14 protein-coding genes are annotated in these 17,212 nt (G+C 44.9%); 12 read left to right on the top strand and 2 right to left on the bottom strand.

Annotated elements, in window-relative coordinates; genetic code table 11:
- Nucleotides 1-104 precede the first annotated feature (104 nt).
- The 3 genes from D0C36_RS09315 (at nt 105) to D0C36_RS09305 (ending at nt 5,623) form a co-directional block, all read left to right on the top strand.
- Entirely contained in the window at nt 105-866 is a 762-nt protein-coding gene (locus D0C36_RS09315; protein ID WP_117391245.1) for a segregation and condensation protein A, read from the top strand.
- A 340-nt stretch (nt 867-1,206) separates the two neighbouring features.
- Nucleotides 1,207-2,484, top strand: coding sequence for a serine hydroxymethyltransferase (glyA, locus tag D0C36_RS09310; protein WP_117391244.1), 1,278 nt, complete (start codon nt 1,207-1,209; stop codon nt 2,482-2,484).
- Nucleotides 2,485-2,491: 7 nt separating this feature from the next.
- On the top strand, nt 2,492-5,623 hold the full coding sequence (locus D0C36_RS09305) for a PAS domain S-box protein (protein ID WP_117391243.1): 3,132 nt from the start codon (nt 2,492-2,494) through the stop codon (nt 5,621-5,623).
- Between the two features lie 242 nt (nt 5,624-5,865).
- On the opposite strand, the gene D0C36_RS09300 is transcribed toward D0C36_RS09305, so the two are convergent.
- Together D0C36_RS09300 and rlmN are read right to left on the bottom strand one after the other, a co-directional pair.
- Entirely contained in the window at nt 5,866-6,564 is a 699-nt protein-coding gene (locus tag D0C36_RS09300; RefSeq protein WP_117391242.1) for a ComF family protein, read from the bottom strand.
- Between the two features lie 158 nt (nt 6,565-6,722).
- A complete protein-coding gene (gene rlmN / locus D0C36_RS09295; protein WP_117391241.1) occupies nt 6,723-7,796 on the bottom strand; it encodes a 23S rRNA (adenine(2503)-C(2))-methyltransferase RlmN in 1,074 nt (357 codons plus the stop codon).
- A gap of 144 nt (nt 7,797-7,940) precedes the next feature.
- On the opposite strand from rlmN, the gene D0C36_RS09290 reads away from it, so the two are divergent.
- The 9 genes from D0C36_RS09290 to gatA all read left to right on the top strand — a co-directional run bounded on the left by D0C36_RS09290 (nt 7,941) and on the right by gatA (nt 17,173).
- A complete protein-coding gene (locus D0C36_RS09290; RefSeq protein ID WP_117391240.1) occupies nt 7,941-9,110 on the top strand; it encodes an amidohydrolase family protein in 1,170 nt (389 codons plus the stop codon).
- Nucleotides 9,111-9,262: 152 nt separating this feature from the next.
- A complete protein-coding gene (locus D0C36_RS09285; protein WP_117391239.1) occupies nt 9,263-9,535 on the top strand; it encodes an acylphosphatase in 273 nt (90 codons plus the stop codon).
- Between the two features lie 24 nt (nt 9,536-9,559).
- A complete protein-coding gene (locus D0C36_RS09280; protein WP_117391238.1) occupies nt 9,560-11,044 on the top strand; it encodes an oligosaccharide flippase family protein in 1,485 nt (494 codons plus the stop codon).
- A gap of 10 nt (nt 11,045-11,054) precedes the next feature.
- Nucleotides 11,055-12,794: a tetratricopeptide repeat protein gene (locus D0C36_RS09275; protein ID WP_117391237.1), complete on the top strand. Its 1,740-nt coding sequence runs from the start codon at nt 11,055-11,057 to the stop codon at nt 12,792-12,794.
- Nucleotides 12,772-13,569: a DUF4292 domain-containing protein gene (locus tag D0C36_RS09270; protein WP_117391236.1), complete on the top strand. Its 798-nt coding sequence runs from the start codon at nt 12,772-12,774 to the stop codon at nt 13,567-13,569. The genes D0C36_RS09275 and D0C36_RS09270 overlap by 23 nt, the downstream gene beginning before the upstream one ends.
- A gap of 16 nt (nt 13,570-13,585) precedes the next feature.
- Nucleotides 13,586-14,893: a murein hydrolase activator EnvC family protein gene (locus D0C36_RS09265; protein WP_117391235.1), complete on the top strand. Its 1,308-nt coding sequence runs from the start codon at nt 13,586-13,588 to the stop codon at nt 14,891-14,893.
- Nucleotides 14,894-14,955: 62 nt separating this feature from the next.
- On the top strand, nt 14,956-15,432 hold the full coding sequence (locus tag D0C36_RS09260) for a Sec-independent protein translocase subunit TatA/TatB (protein WP_117391234.1): 477 nt from the start codon (nt 14,956-14,958) through the stop codon (nt 15,430-15,432).
- A 36-nt stretch (nt 15,433-15,468) separates the two neighbouring features.
- On the top strand, nt 15,469-15,648 hold the full coding sequence (gene tatA / locus D0C36_RS09255; RefSeq protein ID WP_117391233.1) for a twin-arginine translocase TatA/TatE family subunit: 180 nt from the start codon (nt 15,469-15,471) through the stop codon (nt 15,646-15,648).
- A gap of 97 nt (nt 15,649-15,745) precedes the next feature.
- Entirely contained in the window at nt 15,746-17,173 is a 1,428-nt protein-coding gene (gene gatA / locus D0C36_RS09250) for an Asp-tRNA(Asn)/Glu-tRNA(Gln) amidotransferase subunit GatA (protein WP_117391232.1), read from the top strand.
- Nucleotides 17,174-17,212 lie beyond the last annotated feature (39 nt).

Genomic DNA, 17,212 nt, shown 5'->3' with positions numbered 1-17,212 from the left:
ACTTACAAAGTAAGCTATTTTAATTGGAATATATTAAACGTAATTAATGTTTTGATTTTAACAATTATTAAAATTTTACGCCTAAATAGCTGTATTTTTGACACATGACCGATGATGCGTTCGCGATAAAACTCCCGCAGTTTGAAGGCCCTTTTGACCTTCTGCTGTTTTTTATTGAGCGCGATGAATTGGACATACACGACATCTCCATTGCCGGCATTACCGACGATTTCCTGAACTACATTCACCAGATGACCGTGCTGAACATGGAACTGGCCAGCGAGTTCATCTTTGTGGCGGCTACCCTTATGCGCATAAAAGCCAAGATGCTTTTGCCGCGCCACAACACGGGCGAAGAGGAAAACGAAATGGACACCAAAGAAGGGTTGATCCGCAAGCTGATAGAATACAAGAAGTTCAAGGTTTTGTGCGATGAGCTGCGACCTTTTGAGGATGAACGCTTTAAGCAGGAAAAGCGCGGCAACATCAAAGCCGACCTTGAGCAGGTTGAGAAAGTAGCCGTCCCCGGCGAGGAACTTTCTGAGCTGAACCTTTATAAGCTGATGGTGGTTTACAACCGCATGATGCGCCAATACAACTCGCGCACGCAGGAAGTGCACCATACCGTAGTACAATACCCATACACTATTGAGAAGCAGAAAGAAGCCATTAAGCACCTGCTCAGCATCAACAAAAAAATGGACTTTAAGCACATCGCCGGTAACAGCGATAACAAAGTGCATTTTATCTATAACTTTTTAGCCGTGCTTGAAATGTTGCAGCAGGAAGCTATTGAAATAACCATAGGCTTAGGCTTTAATAATTTCTGGATAGAACCGAAAGGGGAGTCTGAGGTAGAAAGTTAAAAGTAGAAAGTCAGAAGTTTGCAGCGAGGTTGTTTCACCCACCACGTCATTGCGAGCGATAGCGTGGCAATCCTCGGCCTACAGAGCCGCCCCGTATATCGGGGATTGCCACGTCGTTAGCACTCCTCGTAATGACGATATTTTAGGGATAGCAGTGGATACCGGCCAGCGCCTAAAGCCTGAAGGAGTATGAACGGATAGCCCGGCCCCGATAATATCGGGGAAACGCCCAAAATCCTGCGCATTTCATAAACCCTACAAACCAAGTAGTCAATCTCAAATCTCATTTCTCAAATCTCACATCTAATCTATAACTTAGCCGCGTTTTTAAAACACAATAATGAAAAGAGACAAATTAATATTCAAGCTGTTAGAAGAAGAGCAGCAGCGCCAGGAAGAAGGCATTGAGCTTATCGCATCAGAAAACTTTGTTAGTCGCCAGGTAATGGCAGCAGCAGGTTCTGTGGCTACCAACAAGTATGCCGAAGGCTTGCCGGGCAAACGCTATTATGGTGGTTGCGAGGTAGTTGATGAGATAGAGACCATTGCTATTGAGCGTGCAAAGCAACTTTTTAATGCTGAATGGGCTAACGTGCAGCCACACTCTGGTGCGCAGGCTAACGCAGCTGTTCTGCTTGCGGTACTTAACCCTGGCGATAAAATATTAGGATTTGACCTTTCGCACGGTGGCCACTTAACTCATGGTTCACCGGTGAATTTCTCTGGTAAATTATACGAGCCGCACTTTTACGGTGTTGTAAAAGAAACCGGTTTGATCGATTATGCACAGTTAGAGCGCGTTGCGCTTGAGCAAAAACCAAAACTGATCATTTGCGGTGCTTCGGCTTACTCGCGCGATTGGGATTACGCTTTCATCCGTGCCGTTGCCGATAAAATTGGCGCTTTGGTATTGGCAGATATTTCGCACCCTGCAGGTTTAATTGCCCGCGGTTTGCTTACAGATCCGCTGCCGCATTGCCATATTGTTACTACTACAACACACAAAACCCTTCGTGGCCCGCGTGGTGGTTTAATTATGATGGGAAAAGATTTTGAGAACCCTTGGGGTTTAAAAACACCAAAAGGCGAAGTGAAAATGATGTCGTCTCTGTTAGATATGGCTGTTTTCCCTGGTACGCAAGGTGGCCCGTTAGAGCACATCATCGCTGCTAAAGCTATTGCCTTTGGCGAAGCTTTGTCTGATAGCTACATGAAATACATTACCCAGGTTAAACTAAATGGTGCTGCTATGGCAAAAGCATTGGTTGACCGCGGTTACGAGATCATATCTGGCGGCACAGATAATCACTTAATGTTGATCGATCTTCGCAACAAGAACATCACAGGTAAAGCGGCTGAAAAAGCATTGGTGAGTGCCGATATCACTGCCAATAAAAACATGGTTCCGTTTGATGATAAATCGCCATTTGTAACCTCTGGTATCCGTTTGGGTACGGCTGCAATTACCACCCGTGGCCTTAAAGAAAAACATATGGAAACGATAGTTGAATTGATCGATGCTGTGATTGTTGACCCTGAGAATGAAACATCTATCAAAAAAATCCGTAAAAAAGTTCATAAATTAATGGAAGATTTTCCGTTATATAGGGAAGACTAAGTAGAGAATGAGTAAAACGGGTTTAAAACATCCAACAGAAATTGAAGAGAGGCGCATAGCCGCTTTAAATTCTTACGATGTTTTAGATACCCTTCCCGAAAAAGAATTTGACGCCATAACCCGCCTGGCATCCTATATATGCCAGGCGCCTGTGGCCCTCATCACTCTCCTGAATGAGGATAAACAATGGTTCAAATCCAAATTTGGAATTGAGATAGACGGAACCGATCGCGCCCACTCTTTTTGTAACTACACCATTTTAGGCGACGATATTTTTGAAGTGCCCGATACCCTTGAGCACGAAGACCTAAAAACTAACCCTTTTGTTGATGTTGATGGCGGCGTTCGTTTTTACGCAGGTGCCCCGCTGATAGATCCCGACGGCTATCGTTTGGGTTCACTTTGCGTGGTAGATACCGTGCCCCGTAAACTTACCTTTGAGCAGCGCGATGCCCTGCGCACACTCGCCAGCGAAGTAATGTCGCACCTGTTGTTGCGCAAACAGAAGAAAGAGCTGGAGCGCAGCCTGGAGATGCACAAGCAGTACTCTACGCTGTTCAATAGCTCGGCAGATATTCATTTTATTGCCGGCGAGAACTCGGAGATAGAATACATCAATGAATCTGTTACCAATATTTTAGGTTATACCACCCAGCAGGCCATCGGCAAATCGCTTTGGGATTTTGTGGTTGGCCGCAACCGCGAAAAATATGTGCCGCTGATAGAAGAGGCCATCCGCTCGCAAAAACCTTTTGAACTGGAAACCCAAACCGTTGCCCTTAACGGCGATGTAAAACACATTAGCTGGAGCGCCATAAACCGCGCAGGCAAATGGTACGCCAGCGGCAGGGATACTACTTATCAGCAAAAACTGATAGAAGACACCCGCCAGCTCTCGCTGGTGGCCAGCAAGATCAAAAACGGTGTGGTGATAAGCAATGCCAACGATGAGGTGGTGTGGACGAACGAAGCGTTTGAGAACATTACCGGCTATTGCTTAAAAGATGTTGAAGGCAAATTTTTAGGTCAGGTAATACAGGGCAAACCCGTAGATGCCGAGACTGAGCGCCAGTTAACCGAAGCCCGCCGCAAAAGCCAGCCCTACGAGGTTGAGTTATCCATGACCAGCAAATACGGCATGCCGCTTTGGATCCTGGTAAATAATTCGCCGGTTTATGGTGAGGATGGTTCAATTGAGAAATACATCCGGATTGTTATTGATATCACCAAGCGTAAGCAGGCCGAGCAAAACGTAGAAATCCTTTCATTTGCCGCCCGCAAATCGCCAAGTGGTATTTTTATACGCGATGCTGCCGGCCGTATTATGTGGGTAAACGAGGCGCTGGAAAACATTATCGGCTACAGCCTCACCGAACTGAAAGACCAAACCGTAGGCACCTTGTTGATAGGTGAGGAGACCAACCTCGAGGTGTTCCAAAGCGCGGTTGAAGCGGTAAAAGCCAACCGCTCATACGAGATAGAAATAAAGATCTACCGTAAGGATGGCTCACCGGCATGGGTGTATATATCCAATAGTCCGCTGTTTAATGAGGATGGGAATGTTGAGCGTCAAATAGGCGTAATGGTTGATATAACCGAGCGCAAAAAAATAGATGAGCAGCTGAAAACGCTCTCAATGGTGGCCAGCAAAACTGATAGCGGTGTGATCATCAACAATGCAGATGGGCATGTGGAGTGGGTGAACAGCGCCTTCGAGAAAATCACCGGTTATACCCTTGCCGATGTGCAGGGCAAACACGTCGGTGATTCGCTTAAAGGAGAGCTGACAGATATTGCCATCATAGAAAAAGCGCGCGAGCTATCGGCACAAAGGCAGTCTTTTGAGGTCGACCTGCTGATCTATCGCAAGGATGGCGAACAGCTTTGGATCTCGGTGATCAACTCCGTAGTAATGGATGATGAGGGTAAGGTTGAGCGTTATATCGAGACCATCATCGATATCACCGCCAAAAAGAAGGCCGAATTGGAACTGATTGCCGCCAAGGAAGAGGCCCTACAGTTGAGCCGCGCCAAGGATATGTTCATAGGGGTGATGAGCCACGAGATCCGTACGCCGCTGAATGCGGTTATCGGCATGTCGCACCTGTTGATGGAAGATAACCCGCACGATTCGCAGAAAGAGAACCTCGAGGTGCTTAAATTCTCGGCAGAGAACCTGATGACGCTGATAAACGATGTGCTGGATTTTACCAAGATAGAGACCGGCAACATTGAACTGGAGAAAGCTAAGGTAGACCTGCGCGAGATGGTACAGAGCATTGTAGGCTCTATGCGTTACAAGGCCCAGGAGAAGGGGATAACGCTCAGTTGCAGCATAGAAGACGCCATCCCCGACAGGATAATTGGCGACCGCGCACGCCTTGTTCAAATTTTATTGAATTTGGTAAGTAATTCTGTTAAATTTACCAGCCAGGGCGGCGTCAGTATCGATCTGAAGGTAATTGAGCAAAGCAAGGATACCGTCCGTATAAGATTTGGTGTGGCAGATACCGGTATAGGTATCGCTAAGGATAAGCAGGGCACCATATTCGAATCGTTTAAACAGGCCGAAATGGATACCACCCGCAAGTATGGTGGCACCGGATTAGGGCTGGCAATTAGCAAGCGTTTAATAGAGCTGCACGACTCGCGCATCAACGTTGATAGCGTGGTTGGAGAAGGCTCAACCTTTTGGTTCACCATAACTTTTAATAAGGTGGCCGACCAAAAGGCAAATAATATCAATAAAGTGGATACAAATTTAAATATCAATGTTTTGGTGGTTGATGACAACCAGATAAACCGTTTGCTGATCAATAAAGTGCTCAAAAAATGGGGTGCGAGTGCCGATTTTGCCGAGAACGGACAGGAAGCTATTGACAAACTGGAGCAGCACAAAAACTTTGATGTGGTACTGATGGATATCCACATGCCTATAATGGGCGGCCTTGAGGCCACCGGTGTTATCCGCTCAAAAGCGGATGACTACTTCCAAAACCTGCCGATAATTGCCCTTACCGCCTCAATGCTGAGCAACCAGATGGGCCAGATAGAAAGCGCCGGCATGAACGATTACATCTTAAAGCCTTTTGACCCGGCTACTCTGCATGAGAAACTGAGTCGTTACCAAAAACAGTAGGTACCCCCTAACCCCCTGAAGGGGGAATAGAAGATTTTTTATTAACCATTGTCATTTCGAACGAGCGGCAGCGAGGAGAAATCTTCTACGCAAGATACTTACGCTTACTTGTCGCTTTTAGGAGATTTCTCGTCGCCCCTACACACAGCTCCCGCGCTTCGACTCGCTCGAAATGACAAGGTTTATTTGAACGCGGTTAGATTCTTCGCTGGCGCTCAGAATGACAACTTTTAATTAACCCCTTACTCCGCATACGCTATCGTAGCGATGCTTAACTTCGATCCCGGCACTTTCAGCAGTTCCGTACCACAAGCTTCAAGGGTTGAGCCGGTGGTGATGACATCATCGACTAACAAAATATGCTTGCCGGCCAAACGCTCGGGTAGGGCTATATCAAAAACATCCTTCATGTTCTCGAACCTGGCAAAGCGCGATTTATGCGTTTGGGTTTTGGTAGCCACCTTTCTGATGAGGTTATTGATCTCGCATTGGCAGCCTAAAGCTTTGGCAATGCCTTCTGCAAAGTGGGCGCTTTGGTTATAACCACGTTCTTTAAGCCGTTTTTTATGGAGCGGGACGGGGATCACGTAATCTGCCGTGGCGAACGTGTTGCTTTGCTTTAGCTGTTTGCCTGCTATCTCGCCCAATATATTACCAATGCGATGCATACCATTATACTTTAAATGGTGTACAAGGTTTTGCACCTTGCCGCCTTTATTAAAATAGTAAAGGGCATAGGCTGCTTCAATATTCAGCTTGCCCCAAAACTGTTGGGCTACAATATTATCAGGTTGTTGATGGAAATTGGTGTAGGGCAGGTTATAACGGCAATCTGTACAAATAACGTCCTCGCCGGTTATCAGGCTGGCATCACAAGCCGCACACAACTGCGGAAATATCAGCGATACAAAATCAGATAAGTAGGTACGCAGCAATTGCATGCGTTTAAGATAGGAATATGTGGAGTGAAAAACAACTTGTCATTCTACCTTGTCATTTCGAACGAGGTACGAGGAGAAATCTTCTACTGTTTAAGTATCGCTTGCAGAAGATTTCTCCTCGCTGTCACTCGTTCGAAATGACAATTTTGATCAGGGGGTTATTGGGCTGTGGCTACTTCCTTCTCTTTCTCATTTATCGCCAATTGCCCGCATGCGGCGTCAATATCCTTGCCACGGCTGCGGCGGATGTTCACGTTGATGTTCTGTTTGCGCAGGTAATCGGCAAAAGCTTCAATACGGTCTTCACCTGCGTTGATGAAGTTGGCGAACGAGATAGGGTTATACTCAATGATGTTTACCTTGCAAGGCAGGTGCTTGCAAAAACGTGCCAGTTCTTCGGCATCTTTAAGGGTATCGTTAAAGCCATCAAAAACAATGTACTCGTAGGTAACAGGGTTTTTGGTTTTGGCAAAATAGTATTTCAAAGCATCGGCTAATGCCTTAAGCGTGTTTTGCTCGTTGATAGGCATAATGGTGTTACGCTTCTCGTCGTTAGCAGCGTGTAGGGACAGCGCCAGGTTAAACTTAACCTTATCATCGCCCAGCTTACGGATCATTTTGGCAATACCGGCAGTTGATACTGTGATACGCTTTGCGGCCATGTTCAAACCATCCTCGGCGGTAATGCGCTCGATGGATTTCATTACGTTGGCGTAATTCAACAAAGGCTCGCCCATACCCATGTAAACAATATTTGATAGGGGGATGCCGTAATTTTGGCGGGCTTGTTTGTCAATTAACACAACCTGGTCGTAAATTTCGTCAGGGTTAAGGTTGCGTTTGCGCTCCATATAGCCTGTAGCACAAAATTTACAAGTGAGGCTGCAACCCACTTGTGATGATACGCAGGCGGTCATGCGCTCTGTAGTAGGAATTAAAACCCCCTCAATCAGATGAGCATCATGTAATATAAAAGAATTTTTTATAGTTTTATCAGCACTAATTTGCGAAGAGTTTATTCCAACCTTATTGATCACGAATTTCTCATCCAGTTTAGCGCGGAGTTCTTTTGAAATGTTGCTCATTTCATCAAAAGATAAACACGATTTTTTCCATAGCCACTCGTACACCTGTTTGGCACGGAAAGCTTTTTCGTCCATGGCTATAAAGTGCTGTTGCAGAGCTTCAAGCGAGATGCTGCGGATGTCTATTTTATCTTTTTTATTGTTCACGTTGCAAAAGTACTTAAATTTAAAAAATCTGTTCTTAATTTAAAGTCATTCTTTTTTCAGATTAAAAACAATAACTAAAAGTTAATTGTACTTTTGGTAAAAGTAATGGGTTTAAGGAGACAATGCTGATGCCAAGTTATATTAATGAAAAGTTTTAAAGCCGATTACGTTTTCCCCGTTAGTGCCGATCCGATAAAGAATGGGATTGTGACTGTTGACGACCACGGGAAGGTCATCTCAGTTACTGAGGAGAATAGCCCACCCCCAAATGTAAAAGTTGAAACCCTTAGCGGTGTTATCGTCCCCGGCTTCATCAACACCCACTGCCATACCGAGCTTTCGCATTTAAAAGATAAAATTGAACCAGGCACCGGTCTTATCTCCTTCATTAAAGAGATAATGGCACTGCGCGCATCAGATCCTGAAGCTATTGAAGCTGCTTCATTAGCCGCCGACCAGGAAATGTACGATAACGGTATTGTTGCCGTTGGCGATATATCAAATACCCCCGGCACTGCAGGCATGAAAGCCGATAGCGCACTGTACTACCACACCTTTGTTGAGATATTGGGCTTTGTACCAGAGCGTGCCGAAGAGGTTTTCAACGCAGCCCTTGCCACTGCCGAGCAATTTAAGCCGCAGCCCGTATCAGTAACCGCGCATGCGCCCTACACGGTATCGAAAGAGTTATTTAAGCTCATCAAAAAATACAGCGATAATAATGATAACCTGCTGAGCATCCACAATCAGGAATGCGAGGATGAGAATAAATTTTACCGCTACAAACTGGGTGGCTTTATTGATCTGTACAAGCACCTTAATATCAATATAGACTTTTTTAAGCCGCAGGCACGTAACTCATTACAAAGCGTTATCCCTTTGCTTACCAACAAGCAAAAGATACTGATGGTGCATAACACCTGCACCAATCTTAAAGATATTTACTTCATTAAACGTTTCGACAGGAAGATAAACTGGTGCTTTTGCCCCAATGCTAACCTATACATTGAAAAGCGCCTGCCCAAGGTTGAGCTTTTTGTAAACCAAGACCTTAACATTACCCTGGGTACCGATAGCCTTGCCTCAAATACCAAACTGTGTATATTAAGTGAGATGCGTACTTTGCAACAGCATTTCCCATCGTTAAGCCTCGAGATGCTTTTGCAATGGGGAACCATTAACGGTGCTGAGTTTTTGGGTGTCGACAGCACTAAAGGTACCATTGAAGCAGGTAAAACCCCTGGCCTAAACCTGCTCACCGGACTTGATGGTTTTAAACTTACCGACGATACAAAGGTTAAAAGACTCGTGTAATTTGAAGATTTCTTGATTTGAAAACGAGTTTAATTTGAAAATTCGTTGATTTGAAAATTTGAAGATGAATTTTATATGTCGAGTTTTGCGTTCCAAAGCATACCTGGAATTATTTTCAAATCTTCAAATTACCAAATTTTCAAATCAAATACATGAAACATCTGGATATCACCGTTAAAGGCAAAGTGCAGGGCGTATTTTACCGTAAATCCACTAAAGCCGTTGCCGATCAGCTTGGCGTGCGTGGTTTTGTGCGTAACGAGGCTAATGGCGATGTTTTTATAGCTGCCGAAGCCGATGATACCACTCTCGACATGTTTCTGGACTGGTGTAACGAAGGCCCCGAAGATGCCGGCGTAACCTCTGTTGATACGCATGAAGGCGAATTGAAAAACTATCGTAATTTTGAGGTAGTTAAAAAGTAATTATAACCCACAGACCATTCAGATTTGTCAACCGCAAAAAAATTCGCAGGGCAAACGGCTATATACGGCACCACTACTGTTGTACAGCGTTTACTCAGTTCAATACTAACACCGTTATACACCCGCGCTTACGACCCTAAGGTTTACAGCGTATTCAGTACCTTATACAGCTACGCCGCTGTGCTGCAGGCCCTGCTGGCCTTTGGTATGGAGACCACTTTTTTTCGCTACCTCAACAAACACCCCGATCAAAAAAGGCAGGTTTACAACAACAGCTTTTGGGTGGTTTTTTTGGTGACGATATTTTTCCTGCTGTTTGCTGTGCCGTTTATACATACCATAGCCGGTTTTATAAAAATAGGCGAGGGCACTTCGCAGGCGGAGTTTGAGCGCTACATCAGGTATTTTTTGGGCATACTGGTTTTAGATGCCTGGTGCGCCATCCCCTTTGCCAAATTGCGTGCCGATGGCAGGCCGTTCAAATATGGCATTGTTAAACTGGCGAACATATTTGTGATGGTGGGCCTCAACCTGATATTTATTTGGGTGCTGCCTTACATCATTAAGCACAATATGGCAGGCGCCGAATGGATAAAGACCTGGTTTGTTAAAGGGTGGGTAGGCTATGTGTTTATATCAAACCTGGTTGCCAGCATAGTAACCCTTTTATTGTTACTACCAGAGCTGCTTAAACTGCAGCTTAGCTTTGATAAGCCCATGTTTAAAAACATGTTTGCCTACAGCTGGCCGGTTATGGTGGCTGGCTTATCCTACATTGTTAACGAGAACTTTGATAAGATCCTGTTAGGTAAACTACTGCCTGCCAATATCAGCGAGCAGGAAGTAGGTATCTACTCCGCCTGTGCGCGTATCTCAGTTTTCCTGAGCCTGTTTAACCAGGCATTCAGGATGGGGGCCGAGCCGTTCTTCTTTAGTCATGCCAAAAATAAAAACGCGGGTTACACCTACGCCCGCATTATGGACTATTTTGTGATAACCATGTGCCTGATGTTTTTGGGCGTGGTAGCTAACATTCAAATATTAAAGCACTATGTAAACAACCCCGCTTATTGGGTAGGTTTAGGTGTGGTGCCGCCATTGTTATTAGGCTACGTTAGTTTGGGGATTTATACCAACCTTTCTATCTGGTACAAACTGTCAGACCAAACACGATATGGCCTTTACATATCCGGCATAGGCGCAGTGTTAACCATTGTGCTCAACGTTATTTTTATACCTATATATAGCTACATGGCATCGGCATGGATCTCGCTGGCGGCTTATGCCAGCATGATGGTAATGTCATACATCTGGGGGCAAAAGAATTACCCTATTCCGTATAACCTTAAAAAGAACGTAACCTATATTGTTATTTCAATAGTGCTGGTTTACCTTTCGTTCAGTGTATTCCATCGTAATATTATTATAGGTAACGGATTATTGCTATTGTTTGGGGCCGGCACTTTATATGCCGAGCGTAACCAATTAAAAGCTATATTGAAGCGATAATACAGAGAGGATGAAGTTTGCAGCAGCATTAACCTTAGTAGCCACTTTTGCCGGTACCTGCCTTGCCCAAAACAAAAAGGCAGGGAATGCCAATAGTGCTATTATTATTGCTGGTCGCCCCATGACCCAGGCTGATAGCGGCATGGTGAAGCAAATGTTTTTTACCGGCCTGCGCGAGAAAACCATCGACAATAAAAAGCAGGCTGCAGAACTTTTTAGCCGCGTTTTACAGATAGACCCTGCCAATGATGCCAGCATGTTTGAGCTGGCCAATATTGCACAATCGCAAAACAATATACCGGCTGCCCAAAATTTACTGGAGCGGGCTGTTACCGTAAACCAGGATAACGAATGGTACTGGATGGCCCTGGCTGGTATTTATGAAAAGAACAACGAACTAACGAAGCTGGAGAATGCACTTACGGAGTTGATTCGCCTAAAGCCTGATAAATCTGAATACTACTACGATAAAGCCAACGCTTATTATTTAGAGAAACGTTATGACGAGGCCCTTAAACTTTATGATAAGGTTGAAGAGTTGACAGGCCAGACCGATGAACTGGCGCTTAGTCGCCAAAAGGTTTATTTGAGGCTGGGCGATGTGAAGAAAGCTGCTTCGGCAGTAGATCAGCTGATAGCAGCAAACCCCACGCAGGTAAGATATTACTTGGCGCAGGCCGAGATATATAGCTCCAACAGTCAGCTGGATAAGGCAATTGCTATTTTGCAGAAAGCCAAAGCAGTTGATCCTAAAAATGGAATGGTGCATTTGGCCCTGGCCGATATTTATCGGGAACAAAATAAGCCCGAGCTAAGCTACAACGAACTGGAGATGGCCTTTGCCAACCCCGATGTTGATATTGATCAAAAGCTGCGCATTATTTTAGGTTACGTTCCCAAATTTCCCGAGCCTAATGCGCAGGCGAGTGCTTTGCAACTGAGCAAGGTAATGGTTGCCGCGCATCCATCAGATGTAAAAGCTTACGCCATTTACGGCGATATGTTGTTACAGAACAATAAAGTAAAGGAAGCTAAAGAAGCCTACCAAAAAGCGGTGAGTTTGGATGGCAAAGCTTATAATATACAGGAGCAACTGGTACGTATCGAGCTTGGGCAGAACGATTTCGATGCAGCCATAAAAGACGGCGAAAACTCCCTCTCTATGTTCCCAAACCAGGCATGGATGAATTATATGGTTGGCGTAGCCTGGCAACAAAAAAAGAATTATACCAAAGCCATCGGCTATTTAAAAAGCGCGACCTTGCTTGAGGCGCAGGACAATAACCTGCTGGCGCAAAGCTACTCGGCCCTGGGCGATGCATACCACTCAACCGGCGATAATAAAGCATCAGATGCGGCTTATGAGAAAGCCATCGCCATAGACCCGGATAATGCTTACGCGCTGAACAATTATGCCTACTATTTGTCGTTAAGGAACGAGCAGTTGGATAAGGCGGCGCGGATGTCAAAGCATAGTAATGATCTTATCCCTAACACGGCTGCGTTTGAGGATACCTATGCATGGATCCTGTTTAAGCAGAAAAACTATGCCGAGGCTAAACTATGGACAGAGAAATCTATCCAACATGATAGTGGCGCCAGTGCAACCAAAATTGAGCACTATGGCGACATATTATTTTTTACAGGTGATGTGAACGGTGCCGTACAACAATGGACAAAAGCAAAACAGCTTGGCACTACATCGCCGGTGTTACAACGTAAAATAAATGAGAAGAAATATTCTGAATAGTGTGGCCCTTATTTGCTGTATAGCAATGCTGGCCGCATGTAAATCAAAAAAATTAACGCAGGTTAACCGCCCAACCACGGCTGACTCTGCCGCGGCAGCAAAAGCCAGTACGGTACGCCAAAAGCTGGCGGCTATCCGCTCAAGCCAGGTAACGTTCAATACCTTTACGGGTAAGGCTAAAACCAAGCTGGATATCAATGGTAACAGCAATGATGTTACGCTGAACATCCGCATTAACCGCGACCAAAAGATCTGGATCTCTATCACCGGTTTTGCCGGTATCGAGGGTGCCCGTGCGCTCATCACGCCCGATAGCATACAGGTGATCAACCGTTTGCAGAGCGTGTATTTAAAGAAGCCGTTTAGCTATGTGTACCAGTTTGCGGGCAGGCAGGTGAATTTTAAAACAGTGCAGGCTCTGCTGGTGGGTAACGCCATCCCCGAGACCCTTAACGAGCGCGCGGACATCAACACCGAGGGTAACAATACTGTTATTAACGGGAACCTGCAGGATGTGATTTTTAAACTTTTGCTGGGTGCCGATCTTAAGGTTACCCAAACCAATCTCACCAATTCAATGGCGGGGCAAACGCTCCAGGTAACTAATAACACCTTCATAAAGCAGAATGATCGCATTATTCCGTCGCAGATAGATATCTATTCAACAGCCGGCGATAAGAAGATAAAGGCCAACCTGCGCTACAGTACAGTTGAGTTTGATAAGCCATTGGAATATCCGTTTAGTATCCCAAAAAGTTACGAACCTGCTAATTAAATTATATTTTTGGTGGATGAAATTTTTTAAAGCTGTACTTTTTCTGATCTGCGTGCTTGGCGTTACCAATGCTTTTGCACAAAGCAGCGCCGAGCTTAAACGCCGCCGCGAAAAGTTGAACGATGAACTGGATCAGCTAAACCGCGAGTACCAGGAAACCGCAAGCAATAAAAAAGTATCCTTAAAACAGCTTAATATCCTTAAAGCGCAAATAAACCTGCGCGAAGAGAAGATCACCAACATCAACTCTGAGGTAAGAAATTTAGATAACCAGATCTCGCAGAGCAATAATTCCGTACGTAGTTTACAGGGGCAGTTAGATCAGTTGAAGAAAGAGTACGCCGGTATGGTGTTATTTGCCTATCGTAACCAAAGTGCCTATAATAAACTGATGTTTATTTTTGCGGCAAAAGATTTTAACCAGGCATATCGCAGGTTAAAATACCTGCAGCAGTTTGGTACATACCGCGAGCGCCAGGCGGGTTACATACAAGGCACCCAGCGCGATCTGCACGTAAAAATAAACGAGCTGGATCACGATAAAAAAGAAAAGAATAACCTGCTGGCCAACCAGGAAAAAGAGAAAGAAGAGTTGGGCAAGGCGAAAAATACGCAGGTAAAGGTTATCAGCGATATATCTAAACAGCAGGGCGAGATAAAGCAACAGCAAAGGGATGTGCGTAAACGTATAGCACAAACCAACAGGGCAATTAGTAATGCTATTGCGCGCGAGATTGAGATAGCACGCCGCGAGGCCGAAGAAAAAGCACGTGCTGAGGCGCGAGCTGCTGCGGCTGCCGCAGCGAAAGCCAAGGCAGAGAACAGGGAACCCGCGGCTCCTTCAACTAAACCGGCTATTACTAAATCATCAACGAATAGCCAGATCTTAAATGCTACGCCTGAGGCGGCAAGGTTATCAAACGACTTTTTGGGTAACCGAGGCCGTTTACCATGGCCGGTAGCCAACGGGCAGCTTATACACGGTTTTGGTGTGTACACCGATGCCGATGGTATCCGTAACGAGAGCGACGGTTATGAGATCCGTACCAACGCCAACGCACCGGTAAGAGCGGTGTTTGAAGGCGAGGTAAAGGTGGTTACCGATGTAGCCGGTGCTTATTTGGTATTGATAAAACACGGGGAGTACTTTACCGCGTATTCAAACTTAAAATCGGTATCGGTAAGTGCGGGGCAAAAAGTATCGGCCAAGCAAAATTTGGGTACGGCGGCAACAGACCCATCTACCGGCGACCCTACTGTGATATTTACCTTAAACAAGGGTAAAGTACCGCAGAACCCTAAATCGTGGCTGGCTGATAATTAGTTTTAAATTACAGCGTTAAGCTTGTACTACTATTGTATATTTGTAAACTTTAATTATAGACAATGTTAACTTTGGTCCCTTTGTTTTTGAATATAGGTACGCCGGAAATGATTTTGATATTATTTGTGGCCCTTATGCTTTTTGGCGGTAACAAACTGCCTGAGCTTGCGCGTGGGTTGGGTAAAGGTATCCGCGAGTTTAAAGATGCATCTGAAGATGTTAAACGCGAGATAAACAACCAGATAAATAATTACGAGGATAAAAAGCCTGCTGCAAAGGTTGAAGAGAAAGCTGTGGAAGCAGAAGATGACAACAATACTGCTGCCAATTACAAACCTTATGAGCCTGTTGAGGGTGCAATATCGGCTTATACCGGTCATTCGGCTACAGATGCTATCGAAGAATCGACCCCGGCGGCTGATGCTACTTTTGAGAACGAAACTGAGGTTAAACCCGCTGCAGAAACGCAACCGGCAAGTTCTATCAACTTAACTAAACCTGAAGAAGCAGCTCCTGAAAAGAAAGCTACTGAAGAGTAATACAGATAAAAATATTAATTAATTAAACTTAAAATCATGGGTGGATTAGGCGCACCAGAAATCATTCTGATCATTATTGCAATTTTGATCTTGTTCGGCGGTAAAAAAATACCTGAACTAATGCGAGGCTTAGGTAAAGGTGTTAAAGAATTTAAAGACGCACAAAACGGCGAGAGCACAAGCTCAACCAATACAGAAGATAAACCAAAAGTTTAATCTTCGGTATAACAAATATTAAGGCTTATATAGCCTGTACTAACTTATCTGTTGAAAAATTTAGCCTTCAACAGATAAGTTTTTTTATTTTAGGCCCATGGCTAAGAACTATCACTCTTATAGTGACATTAAGAGCGGGTTAACAAGTGGAGAAGTTTCTGTTGAACAGCTGGTTAATAACTACCTTCAGCAAATAAAGGCAAACACCCATCTAAACGTATTTAACGAGGTTTTCGGTGATGAAGCACTGGCTAATGCACGCGCGCTTGATACCCGCTTAAAAAATAATGAGCCCGTTGGCAAGCTTGCCGGTATGGTTATCGGCATTAAAGATAATATCTGCTATAAAGACCATAAGGTTACAGCCTCTTCAAAAATTCTGGAGAATTTTACCTCTATATATTCATCAACCATAGTTGAACGACTTTTGGCCGAGGATGCCATTATCATAGGCCGTTGTAACTGCGACGAGTTTGCTATGGGGGCCGCTAACGAGAACTCGTACTTTGGCCCCGTAAAAAACTTTGCCGATGAAACCCGCGTAGGCGGTGGTTCATCAGGTGGCTCGGCAGTAGCTGTGCAGGCCTGTATGTGCCATGCAGCTATCGGTACCGATACAGGCGGTTCAGTTAGGCAACCTGCATCTTTTTGCGGGGTGATAGGTCTAAAACCAACTTACGGCCGTATTTCAAGGCATGGTATCATCAGCTATGCATCATCATTTGATCAGGTTGGGCCGATAACCAATTCGGTTGAGGATGCGGCTTTGCTGTTAGAGATAATGTCTGGTCCGGATGAGTACGATGCTACTCTGGCGCACGAACCGGTGCCACAGGCAACAGAGGTAAAAAAAGAAACCGGCAAAAAGCGCATCGCCTATCTGCAGGAAGCACTATCAAGCCCTGGTGTGGATGCTGATGTAAAAGCAACGCTCACCACTTATATTGATAAACTGCGTGCCGATGGTCATACGGTAAAACCTATCTCATTTGAGTTATTGGATTACTTGGTGCCTACCTATTATATTTTGGCCATGGCCGAGGCTTCATCAAACCTTGCCCGTTACGATGGTGTGCACTACGGCTATCGCAGCCCTAACGCTACCGATCTGGTTACTACTTACAAAAAATCAAGGTCAGAAGGTTTTGGTAAAGAGGTAAAACGCCGTATTATGCTGGGCACCTTTGTACTGAGTGCCGGTTATTACGATGCCTACTACGCCAAAGCGCAGAAAGTTCGCCGCCTGATACAAGACAAAACGAACGAAGTTTTAAACGAGTTCGATTTTATACTCACCCCAACTGCTCCCGAGCCGGCATTTGCCTTAGGGTTAAAGGAGAAAGACCCTGTGGTTACCTACCTATACGATATATTTACAGTACAGGCCTCATTGGCTGGTATGCCCGCAATTTCCTTACCGGCAGGCAATAACAGCAAAGGATTGCCGTTAGGCTTACAATTACTAACCAAAAAGTTTGCCGAGAGGGAACTGTTAAATTTCTCAGAATATTTCTTAGAGCTATAGGGAATTAATATATTAGATAAATAATTCTCGAGCGACTTT

The sequence above is a fragment of the Mucilaginibacter conchicola genome, assembly GCF_003432115.1.
GTDB classification, from domain to species: domain Bacteria; phylum Bacteroidota; class Bacteroidia; order Sphingobacteriales; family Sphingobacteriaceae; genus Mucilaginibacter; species Mucilaginibacter conchicola.
This window is presented reverse-complemented; position numbering and strand designations above follow the sequence as displayed.

Bases quoted from the DNA above. Each gene is read 5' to 3' on its own strand.
- D0C36_RS09300 (WP_117391242.1), bottom strand. From the start codon at position 6,564: ATGCAATTGCTGCGTACCTACTTATCTGATTTTGTATCGCTGATATTT.
- D0C36_RS09305 (WP_117391243.1), top strand. From the start codon at position 2,492: ATGAGTAAAACGGGTTTAAAACATCCAACAGAAATTGAAGAGAGGCGC.
- glyA (WP_117391244.1), top strand. From the start codon at position 1,207: ATGAAAAGAGACAAATTAATATTCAAGCTGTTAGAAGAAGAGCAGCAG.
- D0C36_RS09290 (WP_117391240.1), top strand. From the start codon at position 7,941: ATGAAAAGTTTTAAAGCCGATTACGTTTTCCCCGTTAGTGCCGATCCG.
- gatA (WP_117391232.1), top strand. From the start codon at position 15,746: ATGGCTAAGAACTATCACTCTTATAGTGACATTAAGAGCGGGTTAACA.
- D0C36_RS09270 (WP_117391236.1), top strand. From the start codon at position 12,772: ATGAGAAGAAATATTCTGAATAGTGTGGCCCTTATTTGCTGTATAGCA.
- D0C36_RS09265 (WP_117391235.1), top strand. From the start codon at position 13,586: ATGAAATTTTTTAAAGCTGTACTTTTTCTGATCTGCGTGCTTGGCGTT.
- D0C36_RS09260 (WP_117391234.1), top strand. From the start codon at position 14,956: ATGTTAACTTTGGTCCCTTTGTTTTTGAATATAGGTACGCCGGAAATG.
- D0C36_RS09315 (WP_117391245.1), top strand. From the start codon at position 105: ATGACCGATGATGCGTTCGCGATAAAACTCCCGCAGTTTGAAGGCCCT.
- tatA (WP_117391233.1), top strand. From the start codon at position 15,469: ATGGGTGGATTAGGCGCACCAGAAATCATTCTGATCATTATTGCAATT.
- D0C36_RS09275 (WP_117391237.1), top strand. From the start codon at position 11,055: ATGAAGTTTGCAGCAGCATTAACCTTAGTAGCCACTTTTGCCGGTACC.
- D0C36_RS09285 (WP_117391239.1), top strand. From the start codon at position 9,263: ATGAAACATCTGGATATCACCGTTAAAGGCAAAGTGCAGGGCGTATTT.